We start from the raw sequence: 13,725 nt of genomic DNA, 5'->3' as shown, positions 1-13,725 counted from the left end.
ACTCAGCCTAGCTTAGCTGCCTCTTCTCGAACAACACGGCGGATTCGCTTGTGGATTTCAAGAGGAGTCCCTATTTTTTTAATTCCGGCAAGCCAGTGAAAGTGCTCCCTGTTAGCGTTCCCACCGGCTTTTTCTTTTTCTTTGACCAGCTTTTCCACGGCCGACCGTTTGCCCTTATTCCAGGCTTCTAACACCGGCCGCAGGTCGTCAAGGTGTGTAGAGGCTAAACCTATGGTAGCATAGGGTAGGGCATACTCGTTAGCATTGAAGGCAATCGCCAGTCCACCAGCCTGCTCAACAGCCTGAAGCATCTTGAAGTCGGTAATGCTATCACCAACCACTACACAGTTGGAGAAAGATTGCCCTTGAGCTGTGGCGAAATGGCGCAAGGCTTCCACCTTACGCTGTCCGCCAACAGGTTGCACCTGTTCTATGAGTAGACCCAGATTGGTCTTGGGCAGTTCCTTCCAGTAAAAACGGTCAAGCCTTTTCTTTATCCAGATGTCGTCGATTGGATGTTTATCCAAAATATTTTTCTCCACCGTCTCTACATAGCAGAAATCTTCTTTATTTAACTGTTTAGAGAATTTATCCAGTGGGCAAGAAGTACAGGCAACATTTTGCGAAAAAATGCCAAGTCTAAAAGCTATATGCCTGGCATACTGCTCATAGCTGGTGCTGATGCAGAATATTTTCCAGCCCTGAGCACTCAGTCGGGAGATAAGGCTAATAGCTCCATTGGTTAAGGTTGCTTTTCTGGCTAAGGCAGAAATGTCATCCTCTTTTATCCCGTGGTAAACCAGGAAGGGTGCAATAAGGGCTAAAGTGTCACCGGGCTCGTAGTCCAGCCTGGCTCCTAAAGTGAGCAAATCATCATAGCGGCTGATGACCTCAAAAATCCTGCCTCCATCAGGGAACAGCTTCATAAGCTCATAGGCATTATCCTGAGTAGCTAATGGCCCCTCGAGATCAAAACAAATTAGGCTCATCACGATTCCACTGCTTTATTTACTTCATCACTAAGGTTGTACCCCGGTATCGATTTCTCATAACGATCAAAAATTTTGCCAGCTTCTATTTTAACCTCACCACGGCCGAAGGCTCTCAAAGTCGACACGATAAGAGGGAATTCTCTGGCTAGCCCATGCTGGCGGATAAGTTTAAAAAGTGCATTGTTTTCACCTTGTGCCTTTTTTATCTCAGCTACAGAGCGACCATCTATTTCCCGCCAATATTTATCAAAATGTTCACCTCTAATAGGATAAGTGCAATAAGCTATTACCGGCCCCCTGTCCAACTCAGGCGTTACCAGGTGCATCATTACCCCGGATTCTGCAGCATTATTCTCAATCAATGCCCAGATTACCTCCTGCCAGCTACCTTTAGGCCCTCCGGGAGCCGCTGGATGCAGGTTAATCATGTCATATTTATGGCACATCTCTTCCCCGACAATAAGCATATAGCCAGCAAGCACGCACAGGTCTGGACGGAAACCAGTTAGTCTTTTCATAACCTCCCTATCAAAATCGAGGCGCCACTCTGATAATTTTTCGCTTTCCGCCTTGCCTGTTATTCCTTGCGCGGTTTTGAATTTCTCTGAGGAAAAGCCAATCAGTGGAACACCATAGCTTCGAACTAGCTCAAGGAATAAATCACTCTCTTTAGTTTCGCCGGGTTCGCGATTACTAAAGACAAAACTAATCTTGCCCTCGATTTCACCACTTCGAATTTTTGGGCATACAACTTGCAGAAGTCGCCTTGCTGCCTTATCTCTGCCGGTTGAAAACCAACCGATGGTCAACAAGTGAACCACTCCTATGACAATTGTTTTTTCAGTCTATTCCAGGTGCTGACGAAATGAGCAGCTGGGTTCGACATACTACCAGAAATTTTTCCCTTAGCCAGGGAGGCCAGAAAGTCATCTTTTCCATTGAATTCCGGCATTTCAACATAGGCATTGCCTATTTCAGGTAGTGTATGGGCATCACTGCCGGCACTGGCAGGCTTGCCATATTTTTGTGCTAGCTTCCAGGCTCTGGATGAGCTGCCAGGTGAAAAAAGACTACGGGCGTTGAAAGCCTCGATAATATCAATCTCTGGCATTACGCCTTTCAATACTTTGTTTCTAAATATTGATAAACGCAAGCTGTCATAGGGATGTGGAATACATACCAGCCCTCCCTGAGCTTTGATCTGGGCTATAGTTTCTTCTATGGACAATTTGCTAGGAATCTCCTGGGTGAGAAAGAACCCTATGATCTCACCACCCAAAGTCAGGATCTCTTCACCGACGATAATTAGGAAAGGTGCCATTTCTTTCAGCTTTAGAGCTCCGGCAATAGTGTTATGGTCAGCTACGCCGAGGCAGTTGATGCCAACTTCAAGACAGCGGTCAATTATCTGCTCCAGGGACATGGTGCAATCCATGGAGTATGTGGTGTGAATATGAAGGTCAGCTTTTATCAAAGATTCAGCTTACCCTCTCTAGGTAGTCCCCAGTGCGAGTATCAACCTTAATAGTATCGCCAGTATTTATGAAAAAGGGAACTTTAATAGTAATTCCCGTCTCCATCTTAGCTGGTTTGGTGCCGGCTGAGGCGGTATCCCCTTTGAAGCCAGGGCCTGTTTCCGTTACCTTAAGCTCTACTGAAACAGGTAATTGTATTCCCACAGATTTGCCTTTGTGTGTCAGTATTTCCAAGTTCGACCCGTCTTTCAAGTAGTTCAGCGTATCACCAAGCATTGATTTATCAAAAGGTATCTGCTCGAAGGTCTTGGTATCCATAAAATGGTAAAGGCTGCCATCATTATAAAGGTACTGTACAGGGCGACGTTCAAGGAAAGCTCTAGTAAATGTCTCACTGGCCTGGAAGGAGCGTTCAGTATTATGCCCAGCACGAACATCACGAAGTTTCAGCCGAACCTGTGCTGAGCCCCGTCCCATCTTAATATGCTGGTAATCAAGAACCTGATACAACTGCCCATCCAGTTCAATAGTTATTCCTCTTTTTAACTCTCCAGCGTCTATCATAAGGTGACTACCCTCCTAACAGATGTTTGCTATCTTCTCCGCCTTGGTAAGGGCTTTAACTCTGCCGTTCTCCATTACAACTGTATCTTCAATCCTAACTCCACCCCAGCCAGCTATATAAATCCCGGGTTCTACAGTGAAAACCATGTCATCAACTAACGAATCTGAAGAATTAGGCCCAAGCCTTGGCGATTCATGAGCCTCTAAGCCAACGCCATGTCCTAACCCATGACCAAAAGCATCACCATAGCCTGCCTTTTCAATAACCGCCCGGGCTAGTCGATCAGCTTGGTCGCCATTCATGCCAGCACCTATTGTTGCCAGAGCAGTTAATTGTGCACCCAAAACAATATCATAAATTTTAAAAAAAGTCTTGTCCTCATCACCTAGAAAAAAGGTACGGCTGAGGTCACTGCAATAGCCATTCACCCGTGCCCCCAAATCAACCACCACAGGTACATTTTTTTTAAGGCGCTGTTCTGAGGGCTTAGCATGAGGCGAAGCCGCATTGGGGCCAGAGGCCACGATGATCTCAAAAGGCACGGCTTCGCTACCCTTTTCTCGGAGGAATTTCTCCAATGCCCAAGCCAACTCTTTTTCGCTAATTCCGGGACGGATAATTGATTTAGCATGGTTAAAAGCGGCATCAGCTAATTCAACTGCTTCAATTATGAACTTTAGCTCCTCAGGCTCCTTGATAGCGCGAATGGACTCCACCAATCCAGTAGTTGGAACAAGTTTAATCTTATTATTGTCATCGCCTACCGTTTTACACAGCTGCTGGCAGGTGATAAAAGGAACCTGGTTGGCTTCAAAGCCCATCTTTTTATATCCTAAATCCGAGACCAATTTCGGCAACCAACTTACCACGTCACCTTTTATATGAATCACATCAAAATCCGGTGCTTCCTTCCTAGCTTGCTCTACATAACGGAAGTCCACGGCTAAATAAGTACTATTCTCAGAAATAAGCAGCCAACCCAATGAGCCAGTAAAACCAGAAAGATAACGCCGGTTTTCCGACTGAGAAACTACAAGGATATCCAACTCCCTTTGTGTTAGACTCTGCCGTAGTTTCTGCAGCCGGCTCACTCTTACTTTTCTGCCTTCAGTTCATCAGCTAGAATTCGCAGCGCAGCAACATATCCACGCCAACCCAAACCACTAATTTGCCCTTTGGCGATAGGTGCAATTACCGATTTGGCTCGCCATTCTTCACGGGCATAAATGTTGGACAGATGAATCTCAATAACCGGCAATCCACTATCAGCCAAGGCATCCCGTAAAGAAAAACCATAGTGAGTGAGTGCTCCCGGGTTTATGATTATGCCGCTAACTTCAGAGGAACTCTTCTGGATGAAGTCAATAAGTGCACCTTCATTATTTGACTGAAAGCTAACTATATCCACCCCCAGATCCTCCCCTTCCTTTTTCAAAAGGGTGTCAATCTGTGACAATGTTTTATCGCCATAAAGGGCTTTATTCCGCTTGCCTAATATGTTAAGGTTCGGTCCGTTGATAACCATGATTTTCATGCTGCCGCTCCTATTTTTTCTAATTCATCTAATTTATCTTTATATTCGCAGGCAGTGCATTTCACCCAACCGTCTCGATAAATAATGAGGAGCTTGCCACACTGAGGGCAGGGTTGTGGAACCGGCCTGCGATTAACTGCAAATTGACATTGTGGGAAACCACTGCAACCATAGAAAATGCGCTTTTTCTTTGTTTTTCTCTCTATCAACTCCTTTCCACATTGTGGGCAGGAGACACCGGTTTTGACCTTGAAAGGCATAGTCTTCTTGCAGTCGGGATAGCCACTGCAGGCTAGGAACTTGCCGAACCGTCCTGTCTTTAATACCATCGGGCGACCACACTCAGGACAGACTTCCTCTGTTGGCTTAGCAACGTTAATTCTTTCTATCTTCTCAGAGGCTTGGTTCAGCGTCTCCTCAAAAGGAATGTAGAAATCTCTCAAAACTGATACCCAACCCCTCTCACCCCGGGCAATCTCGTCTAGTTCTTCCTCAAGCTGAGCCGTGAAATCCAGGTCAACGATTTCAGGAAAGTGCTGAGTTAAGAGATCATTCACAATGAAGCCTATCTCGTCAGGGCAAAGCCTACCACTTTCCTTATATACATAACCTCTTTCTTGGATGGTAGATATGATTGGAGCGTAGGTGCTGGGACGACCGATTCCTTTTTGTTCCAGCGCTTTTATTAATGTAGCCTCAGTATAGCGAAACGGTGGCTGAGTAAAACGCTGCTCAGGGAAAAGGTCCAGTAAAACTAATTTGTCACCTGCTTTCAATTCCGGGAGGATGACTGCCTTGTCTTCTTCTCCGTCCTCATCTTTCCCTTCACTGTACAAAGTTATAAAGCCTGGGAACTTTACTACGGAGCTGGCTGCTCTCAGCAAATATCCCTTCTGGGATTCGGAACATTTGGCTTCTACTTCAACAGTGGTAGTATCCATCGAGGCTGCCGCCATCTGACTTGCTACCATCCGCTTCCATATAAGCTCATAAAGTCTAAGTTGCTCTGGTTTGAGATAGGGGCGAAGTTGGTCAGGTTCCCGATAAATCTTTGTAGGTCGAATAGCTTCATGTGCTTCCTGCGCCCATTTACCTCTCTTGCCAAACGAACGCGGATGTGGGGGCAAAAAACGAGCACCGTATTTGCTGGTAATGAAATCTCTGGTCTCAGCTATGGCGCTGGCAGCCACATTAGTGGAATCGGTACGCATATAGGTAATCAACCCAACCGAGCCCTCTTCGCCCAACTGTATGCCTTCATAAAGCTGCTGAGCGATAATCATGGTCCTTTGAGCAGTGAACCTTAGCTTGCGCCATGCCTCCTGCTGCATGGTGCTGGTTGTAAACGGTGGCGCCGGTTGGCGGGCTATCTCTTTTACCATCACTTTCTTAACCGCATAGTCGGCCTTCCTCAACTCGTCTTCAATCTTCTTGGCTTCCTCTTGGTTAGGCATCTCCAGCTTCTTGCCATCAGTCAGGCCTATAAGCAAAGCTCTGAAACTGGTTTTCGTAGCTTCCGTCAAACTTTTAGCCAATTCAGCCTCAATAGTCCAGTACTCCATACGGACAAAATTTTGTATCTCTCGCTCCCGGTCAACAATAATTCTCAAGGCTGCTGACTGAACTCTACCCGCAGAAAGTCCTCTTTGCACCTTCCGCCATAACAACGGGCTCAGCTTATAGCCAACCAATCTGTCCAAAACACGCCGTGCCTGCTGAGCATCAACCAAGTTCATGTCGATAGAGCGGGGATGGTGAAAAGCCTTTTCCACAGCATCTTTGGTTATCTCATGAAAGACAACCCGGTGAATGGGCACCTTGTTTTTACCCAGCTTAATGGACTCGATCAGATGCCAAGAAATCGCCTCTCCCTCCCGGTCAGGGTCTGTGGCCAGATAAACTGCTGAGGCACTATTAGCCGACTTCTTTAGCTCAGTTATGACAGGTCTCCTCTGTTTGATAACGACATATCTGGGAGCAAAGTCATTGGCCGTATCTATGCCCAATTCACTTTTGGGCAAGTCACGCACATGCCCCAGGGTCGCCTTGATATCATAACCCTTACCCAGTATCCTGCTTATTGTCCTTGATTTAGCTGGTGATTCGACAACAACAAGTTTCATTGTCATAATTACCTTGCCGTTTGGTATTCTTCTCTCATCTCTCTAGCCAGCACATAGTTCATACCACCAATCTGCTTCACCATTCCTTTAAGTTCCATCATGGTTAGAGCGCTGCTAACTAGAGCTGCTGCCAGACTACTATTACGACAAATCTCATCGATATGGGTCGGCTCACGGCTCAGTTGCTTTAGCAATAATGCTTCAGTCTCATCAACAGGTAGAAGCTCCTTCATCTCCAGTTGCTGTGCCATAATGGCCAGATTAAGCTCCTCTAAAATATCAACATAATTCCGAACCAGTTTTGCCCCCTCTTGAATTAAATGATTCGTCCCTCTGCTGGCGGGAGATAGAATACTGCCCGGGACGGCAAAGACCTCCCGGTTTTGCTCCAGCGCCTGATTAGCCGTAATTAAAGCCCCACTGCTCTCGCCAGCCTCCACCACCAGTACACCAAAGCTCAATCCGCTCATAATCCGGTTGCGTCTGGGGAAATTATCAGCTTTAGGCTTGGTGCCCAGTGGATATTCGCTCATCAAGGCGCCGTGCTCCATAATCTCGCGGGCTAGCTTGGCATTTTCTGCCGGGTAAACGATGTCCAGCCCACAAGCGAAAACAGCAATAGTTCTGGCACTTACTTGCAGCGCAGCACGGTGGGCTACAGAATCAATTCCTTTAGCTAGACCACTAACGATAGTGATTCCACTCCGAGCCAGGTCACTGACGATCTCCTCGGTCACCTGACGCCCGTAGACTGTAGCTCGACGGGTGCCGACTACAGCTAGGCAACATTCATCCTCAGACAACAGATCGCCCCTGACATAAAGCACCGGTGGGAAATCGTAAATTTCCTTGAGCCTTTGGGGATAGGCCGAAGAATCACAGGTAAGTACTTTCACCTTATATTGCTTCAGGCTGTCCATTTCAGCATCTGGCGAAATCCTGAGCCTCAAATTCACGATATTATCTACAGTTTTTGAATCAAGTCCGGCTCTTTTCAGTTCACCAGCCGAGGCTTTCCAGGCATGCTCAAGAGTAGTGAAATGCTCCAGTAGTTGGGAGATTTTCACTCGCCCGATACCTGGCACCTTGGAAAAGCCTACCCAATATTTCAGCCCATCTTCAGTCGTCATCTGAGTTGAAACATTGTAGCATAGGCAATATAGGCAAACAAACGGGCAGTTGACAAGGCTATTGTCAAGGTTAATGGGAAAACATTGAAGTGTAAACTGGCGGAGAGGGTGGGATTCGAACCCACGGTCGCCAATGGCGACACGCGCTCTCCAGGCGCGCCTGATAGTCCACTCCAGCACCTCTCCATGAGGCTGGCGGAGAGGGTGGGATTCGAACCCACGAGGCTCATCGCCCACCGCTTTTCGAGAGCGGCACCATAAACCACTCGGACACCTCTCCGCAGCTGCTAACATTATACAATTCCTGCGTTTGGTGGCAAAGTTTAGCACGCAGCTTTAACATACTGTCGAGGATAGGTTTACAAGGAAAAGCAAGCTATGATATGATTCCACCTTACCATATACCAATTGAGCGTTTTTGCAAGGGAATTAAGACACCAAAATTTGAGGCCTTGAAATGCTAGATGCGTTGTGGATAGTTCTTCTGGGAATGGCAATTATCTTTGCTGTGCTGGGAATACTGCTTGGCATGATGACCTTGCTGAATAAATTCCTGAAGCCCAATAAGGAAGAGTAAGGAATGGACATACCTGTAAGTGAATTTGTGGGCTTCCTCAACCTCAACTGGCAAATAGTCGTGATGCTGGCTGTCGGTGGGTTTCTCATCTACCTGGGCACCGCCAGGAACGTAGAGCCGGTTATACTGATACCCATTGGCACCGGAATTATGCTAGCTAACATACCTCTTGCTGGATTAGTTGATGAAGGCGGGCTTTTTGCTGTTTTGAGACAAGCTGGGATCAAAACTGAGCTCTTTCCCCTTCTTATTTTTATTGGCATAGGAGCTATGATTGATTTCGGCCCCTTCCTAGAAAGACCACACACTATCTTTCTCGGCGCTGCAGCCCAGTTCGGCATCTTCGGCACCTTTTTCCTGGCCTATCTCCTCGGTGATGGTTGGCTTCACATCATGAACTTCAGCCTGAAAGACGCAGCCTCTATCGGTATAATCGGCTCGGCCGATGGTCCAACTTCAATTTATGTGTCTTCCATACTGGAATCTAAGTATGCCGCAGCTATTGTGGTGGCAGCTTATTCCTATATGGCATTGGTGCCCATTATCCAGCCGCCGATAATGAGATGGCTGACTACCAAAGAGGAACGCCTAGTGGAAATGCCTATCAAAGTAGGAGCAGTGTCGCGAAGGACAAAAATCATCTTCCCTATAGCTACTGTATTGATAGTGGGATTAATAGCACCAAAAGCTACACCACTTATTGGCTGTCTTATGTTCGGCAATGTACTTCGGGAGTGTGGAGTGGTTGAAAGGCTTTCTGCGACAGCTCAGAACGAATTGACCAACATTGTTACCATCCTGTTAGGCCTCACAGTGGGTGGGATGATGATAGCTTCCGAGTTCCTCAAGCCAGAGACAATACTTATCTTCGTCATGGGAATAGTTGCCTTTGCATTAGATACTGCTGCTGGCGTCATTTTGGGGAAGACAATGTATCTTCTGTCCGGCAAGAAGGTTAACCCTTTGATCGGCGCTGCAGGAATATCAGCTTTCCCCATGTCAGCCAGGGTAGTCCAAAAGATGGGTCTTCAAGAGAATCCCCACAACCATCTGCTGATGCATGCTGTTGGAGCTAATACTGCTGGTCAAATCGCCTCGGTAGTAGCTGGTGGCGCCATGCTAATGCTAATACCCATGTTCAGCTAATTCCGATCTTGAATAAATACTGCAACAAGGAGGATAATTATCATGCAACTCAATAAGAACTGGCATAATTTAGAGGTACCAGAAGTCTTAGACTCTTTGAGTTCTAAGCGTGATGGCTTGAGTGAAGAAGAAGCTCAACACCGCCTGGCTCAGTTTGGTCATAATGAGCTGACTGCAGGGGAGAAGGTCTCACCCTGGAAAATTTTCCTAGAGCAATTCAAAAATTTCCTGATTATTATCCTCCTTGTTGCAGTAGTCCTGTCAGCTGTCGTGGGCGAGGTGGCTGATGCCATTGTCATTTTTGTTATCGTCGTTTTCGCTGCTGGCCTTGGCTTTATCCAGGAATACAGGGCTGAACGAGCTATGGAAGCCCTGAAGAAAATGGCAGCGCCTATGGCATCAGTGCTAAGAAATGGGAAAGAGGTGGAAATACCCTCTCGAGAGCTAGTCCCCGGGGACATAATCATCCTCAGAACCGGTGACCGAATACCAGCAGACGCACGCCTGATTGAAGCGATCAATCTAAAGGCAGATGAAGCCTCCCTAACCGGGGAATCGGTTCCCGTGGAAAAGATAGCTAAGGTATTGCCGGGAGAAATCAGCATTGGTGACAGAAAGAACATGGTCTTCATGGGAACAGCCGCCGTTTATGGTAGGGGTACAGCGATTATCACCGCTACCGGCATGGCTACGGAGTTTGGCAAGATAGCTACCATGCTCCAAGAGGTCAAGAAGGAGCAGACACCCCTCCAGGTTAACCTTGACAAGTTGGGAAAGTTAATTGCCATCGGCGCACTAGCCCTTTGTTTCATTCTCGCCGGAATTGGAGTTTTGAGAGGACATGAGATTTTGGAAATGCTCATCTGGGGAGTGAGCCTGGCAGTAGCTGCTGTTCCCGAAGCCTTACCTGCTGTAGTCACCATCTCACTGGCTCTCGGCGTTCAGAAGATGGTACGGCGACATGCCCTCATTAGAAAGCTACCGGCGGTAGAGACCCTCGGTTGTACCACATTTATTTGTTCAGACAAGACAGGCACGCTAACCCAGGATCAGATGACGATACGCCGCATCTATGTGGATGGCAAGCTGATTGATGTCACTGGAGTTGGCTATGAACCTAAAGGTGAGTTTCATTTTGACGGCAAAACCATAAACGCTGAAAAAGACACTGCCCTACAAATGCTGCTCCAGATAGGTAGCCTGTGCAATGATACGTCTCTTTCCTCTGCCGATGGCGTCTGGGGAATCAAAGGCGACCCTACCGAAGGCGCTTTGGTAGTAACAGCAGCTAAGGCCGATTTGTGGCAAGAGAAACTTCAGGGCCAATTCCCCCGCATCCACGAAATTCCTTTCTCCTCCGAGACGAAGAGGATGACCACTGTGCATCAAGCACCACAAGGTAAGATCGCCTACTCCAAAGGGGCACCAGAGGTAATCTTAAGTTCTTGCAGCCATATTTACCGGAATGAACAGGAACCAAAATTAAGCGATAATGATAGGAACAATATTCTGTCCGTGTCCCATGAAATGGCTGGTGATGCTCTCCGTATTTTGGGGGTAGCATATAAACGACTTCCTGATACCGCTAATACAACCGAGACGATAGAGCGAGACATGGTTTTCGTTGGCCTTGCTGGTATGATCGACCCGCCTCGTGAAGAAGTTAAAGAAGCGGTAAAGCTCTGTGACCAGGCAGGTATCAGGTCAGTAATGATAACCGGTGACCATAAGCTAACTGCGGTTGCCATTGCCAAGGAACTAGGCATACTCAAAGCAGGTGTTGCCCTCACTGGCGCTGATATTGATAATCTGAGCGACAAGGAATTTGAAGCCTTGGTGGAGAAAATAGAAGTCTATGCCCGCGTTTCTCCTGCCCATAAACTCCGCGTGGTGGAGGCTTTAACCAAAAGGGGGCATGTAGTAGCAATGACAGGGGATGGAGTAAACGATGCCCCGGCACTCAAAAAGGCTGACATCGGTGTGGCTATGGGTATTACCGGCACCGACGTTACTAAAGAAGCAGCCGATATGATACTTACTGATGATAACTTTGCCTCCATCGTATCTGCCGTAGAGGAGGGTAGGGGCATCTTCGGAAACATCAAGAAGTATCTAGTCTATCTCCTCTCATGCAATTTTGGTGAGATATTGCTCATGGCAACAGCCATTCTCTTTGGCCCACTTATTGGATTGCCGGCTGGGGTTATACCGCTTATTGCTATTCAAATCTTATATGTTAATCTGGCAACCGATGGCCTGCCAGCTATAGCTCTGTCTATGGATCCTCCTGACCCAGATATAATGAGGCATAAGCCCCGTCCTCGCCATCAGACTATCTTCACAGCACCTGTGCTCAGATACCTGACCGGTGCGGGAGTCTGGACTGCCTTGGTAACTTTAGCGGTCTTCCTCTGGGCATGGAATGCAAGGAACGACCACCTTGAGGCCCAAAGCATGTGCTTCGTTACCCTGATCCTCGTTCAGTTTTTCAACGCTTTTAACTGTCGCTCATTGGAACACTCTTTATTCAAGATTGGTCCATTTGCTAACAAGTGGTTATTGTTAGCAATAGGTTGGGAATGTATAATGCTCGGCCTAGTAATTTACCTACCCATTCTCCAAGGCCCATTCAATACCTATGCCTTAACTCTGACAGATTGGGTAATAGCCATACTCTCAGCCTCAACCATTTTCATTGCCGCCGAAATCTACAAGCTTATCAGTTCACGGCTAAAATCCAAAGGACTGGTTCCAGAACCCACCGGTTGACCATTTACCCTCTGCGATAACAGTCCTTAAAACCAGTAGGCTTCATTCTCGACATAAACCCAAATGTGGTAAACTTTACATGATTTATGTCTTTAACTACGGGTCTTTCGTAGATGGAAATCGAGATATATTTTAAATTTATACTGACCTTTGGCTTGATTCTGCTGGCAGCCAGGATAGGCGGCGAACTATTTGAGCGCTATTTAAAGCAACCACCAGTTTTAGGCGAATTGGTTGCAGGAATTATTATTTCACCATTTGCCTTGGGTGGACTTATCCATGACCCGATCATCCTGCATTTTGCTACTATCCAAGGTGCTTTCGGCCTCCATGAATTTAACGTAATGGAGATAATCTCCCAGATAGCCATCGTTGTTTTGCTTTTTGTTGCTGGTGTCGAAACTGATGTCGGTGCTTTCTTGAAGCAAGGAATAACCGGCGCTCTAGTAGCTGTCGGTGGCGTTATTCTTCCATTTACCTTTGGCTATTTCATCACCATGTGGCTAGCCCCTGAAGCAGGAATAGCTGGCTGGCTGTTCATGGGAGCAGCATTAACAGCTACTAGCATTGGAGTCACAATAAGGATACTAATGGGGATGGGCAAACTCCAGACACAAGCGGGAGCAACCATACTGGTTGGAGCTGTGATCGACGATATAATCGGCATAGTTATTCTATCAATTGTCGTTGGCATAAGCTCCGCAGTAAAAGCTGGCGGTGAGCTAAACATGATTCATGCCAGCTTAGATGCCCTTAAAATCCTTGCCATTGGCCTTGCCGTTTGGTTTGCCTTGTTAATCATCGGCGTAAAGCTCAACAAATATATATCACGTTTCCTTCTTAATCCTTTCAGAAAATCGGGGACAATACCCATTTTTGCACTTATCATCGGCTTTATCATAGCTTACCTGGTTACGTTGGTTGGCTTGCATCCCGTGGTAGGCGCCTATGTGGCTGGGCTTATGTTTGCCGCCACTGATGAAAGAGAGGACATTTTAGATAAAACCAGACCGATAATGCTCTTTCTGGCGCCTTTCTTCTTCTGTTACCTGGGCATGCAAGTTGACACACGACTGCTCTGGGGTGGAGCCATAATAGCAGTCATTTTGACAATAGCCGCTGTACTTGGGAAAATAGCTGGTTGCTATATTCCAGCCCGATTTGCAGGCAAGATGTCCCATACTGAGAGCATGATAGTTGGTATAGGAATGGTACCAAGAGGTGAGGTAGGTTTGATTATTGCGGGTGCTGGGCTTCTGGCTGGAGCCATAAGCCGAGACCTATTCGGTGCCGCAGTTGCGGTCAGCGTGGTCACAACACTTATAACACCAGCAATGCTCAAGCCATTTTTTAAGAAGCAGTCAGAACCAGTCACAGGCGCAGACAAGCCATTACAGCAAGATGAGTGAGTATG

Annotated in this window: 12 protein-coding genes and 2 tRNA genes; 4 read left to right on the top strand and 10 right to left on the bottom strand. The window is 47.0% G+C overall.

Translation table 11 applies throughout. The features are described from left to right. Window positions 1-2: 2 nt before the first annotated feature. The 10 genes from FJ023_07655 to FJ023_07610 form a co-directional block, all read right to left on the bottom strand. A complete protein-coding gene (locus tag FJ023_07655; GenBank protein ID MBM4447206.1) occupies window positions 3-989 on the bottom strand; it encodes a hypothetical protein in 987 nt (328 codons plus the stop codon). Further along, on the bottom strand, window positions 989-1,804 hold the full coding sequence (locus FJ023_07650; protein ID MBM4447205.1) for a phosphoglycerate transporter: 816 nt from the start codon (window positions 1,802-1,804) through the stop codon (window positions 989-991). Before FJ023_07650 ends, FJ023_07655 begins: the two co-directional genes overlap by 1 nt. 11 nt (window positions 1,805-1,815) lie before the next feature. Next, on the bottom strand, window positions 1,816-2,466 hold the full coding sequence (locus tag FJ023_07645) for a PHP domain-containing protein (GenBank protein MBM4447204.1): 651 nt from the start codon (window positions 2,464-2,466) through the stop codon (window positions 1,816-1,818). Window positions 2,467-2,470: 4 nt separating this feature from the next. Next, entirely contained in the window at window positions 2,471-3,031 is a 561-nt protein-coding gene (efp, locus tag FJ023_07640; GenBank protein MBM4447203.1) for an elongation factor P, read from the bottom strand. Window positions 3,032-3,046: 15 nt separating this feature from the next. Beyond that, a complete protein-coding gene (locus FJ023_07635; GenBank protein MBM4447202.1) occupies window positions 3,047-4,123 on the bottom strand; it encodes an aminopeptidase P family protein in 1,077 nt (358 codons plus the stop codon). A 2-nt stretch (window positions 4,124-4,125) separates the two neighbouring features. Continuing rightward, window positions 4,126-4,566: a type II 3-dehydroquinate dehydratase gene (gene aroQ / locus FJ023_07630; GenBank protein ID MBM4447201.1), complete on the bottom strand. Its 441-nt coding sequence runs from the start codon at window positions 4,564-4,566 to the stop codon at window positions 4,126-4,128. Further along, complete coding sequence (topA, locus tag FJ023_07625) at window positions 4,563-6,695, bottom strand: type I DNA topoisomerase (GenBank protein ID MBM4447200.1); 2,133 nt, start codon at window positions 6,693-6,695, stop codon at window positions 4,563-4,565. The genes aroQ and topA overlap by 4 nt, the downstream gene beginning before the upstream one ends. Window positions 6,696-6,697: 2 nt before the next feature. Next, window positions 6,698-7,819 (bottom strand): DNA-protecting protein DprA, encoded by a 1,122-nt coding sequence (dprA, locus tag FJ023_07620; GenBank protein ID MBM4447199.1) that lies wholly within the window; start codon window positions 7,817-7,819, stop codon window positions 6,698-6,700. Between the two features lie 97 nt (window positions 7,820-7,916). Further along, window positions 7,917-8,005, bottom strand: a tRNA-Ser gene (locus FJ023_07615). 7 nt (window positions 8,006-8,012) lie between these two features. Beyond that, window positions 8,013-8,099 (bottom strand) — tRNA-Ser (locus FJ023_07610). Between the two features lie 177 nt (window positions 8,100-8,276). Between FJ023_07610 and FJ023_07605 the strand changes: the two genes are divergently transcribed. The 4 genes from FJ023_07605 (at window position 8,277) to FJ023_07590 (ending at window position 13,720) form a co-directional block, all read left to right on the top strand. Continuing rightward, window positions 8,277-8,396 (top strand): hypothetical protein, encoded by a 120-nt coding sequence (locus tag FJ023_07605; GenBank protein MBM4447198.1) that lies wholly within the window; start codon window positions 8,277-8,279, stop codon window positions 8,394-8,396. A gap of 3 nt (window positions 8,397-8,399) precedes the next feature. Further along, on the top strand, window positions 8,400-9,542 hold the full coding sequence (locus FJ023_07600) for a sodium ion-translocating decarboxylase subunit beta (protein MBM4447197.1): 1,143 nt from the start codon (window positions 8,400-8,402) through the stop codon (window positions 9,540-9,542). Between the two features lie 42 nt (window positions 9,543-9,584). Then, entirely contained in the window at window positions 9,585-12,311 is a 2,727-nt protein-coding gene (locus tag FJ023_07595; protein MBM4447196.1) for a cation-translocating P-type ATPase, read from the top strand. Between the two features lie 113 nt (window positions 12,312-12,424). Further along, window positions 12,425-13,720: a cation:proton antiporter gene (locus tag FJ023_07590; protein MBM4447195.1), complete on the top strand. Its 1,296-nt coding sequence runs from the start codon at window positions 12,425-12,427 to the stop codon at window positions 13,718-13,720. Window positions 13,721-13,725: the final 5 nt, after the last annotated feature.

Source organism: Chloroflexota bacterium (assembly GCA_016875875.1).
In the GTDB taxonomy this organism is placed as follows: Bacteria; Chloroflexota; Dehalococcoidia; order GIF9; family UBA5629; genus 9FT-COMBO-48-23.
This window is presented reverse-complemented; position numbering and strand designations above follow the sequence as displayed.

Bases quoted from the DNA above. Each gene is read 5' to 3' on its own strand.
- efp (MBM4447203.1), bottom strand. From the start codon at position 3,031: ATGATAGACGCTGGAGAGTTAAAAAGAGGAATAACTATTGAACTGGAT.
- FJ023_07590 (MBM4447195.1), top strand. From the start codon at position 12,425: ATGGAAATCGAGATATATTTTAAATTTATACTGACCTTTGGCTTGATT.
- dprA (MBM4447199.1), bottom strand. From the start codon at position 7,819: ATGACGACTGAAGATGGGCTGAAATATTGGGTAGGCTTTTCCAAGGTG.
- topA (MBM4447200.1), bottom strand. From the start codon at position 6,695: ATGACAATGAAACTTGTTGTTGTCGAATCACCAGCTAAATCAAGGACA.
- FJ023_07605 (MBM4447198.1), top strand. From the start codon at position 8,277: ATGCTAGATGCGTTGTGGATAGTTCTTCTGGGAATGGCAATTATCTTT.
- FJ023_07655 (MBM4447206.1), bottom strand. From the start codon at position 989: ATGAGCCTAATTTGTTTTGATCTCGAGGGGCCATTAGCTACTCAGGAT.
- FJ023_07595 (MBM4447196.1), top strand. From the start codon at position 9,585: ATGCAACTCAATAAGAACTGGCATAATTTAGAGGTACCAGAAGTCTTA.
- FJ023_07600 (MBM4447197.1), top strand. From the start codon at position 8,400: ATGGACATACCTGTAAGTGAATTTGTGGGCTTCCTCAACCTCAACTGG.
- aroQ (MBM4447201.1), bottom strand. From the start codon at position 4,566: ATGAAAATCATGGTTATCAACGGACCGAACCTTAACATATTAGGCAAG.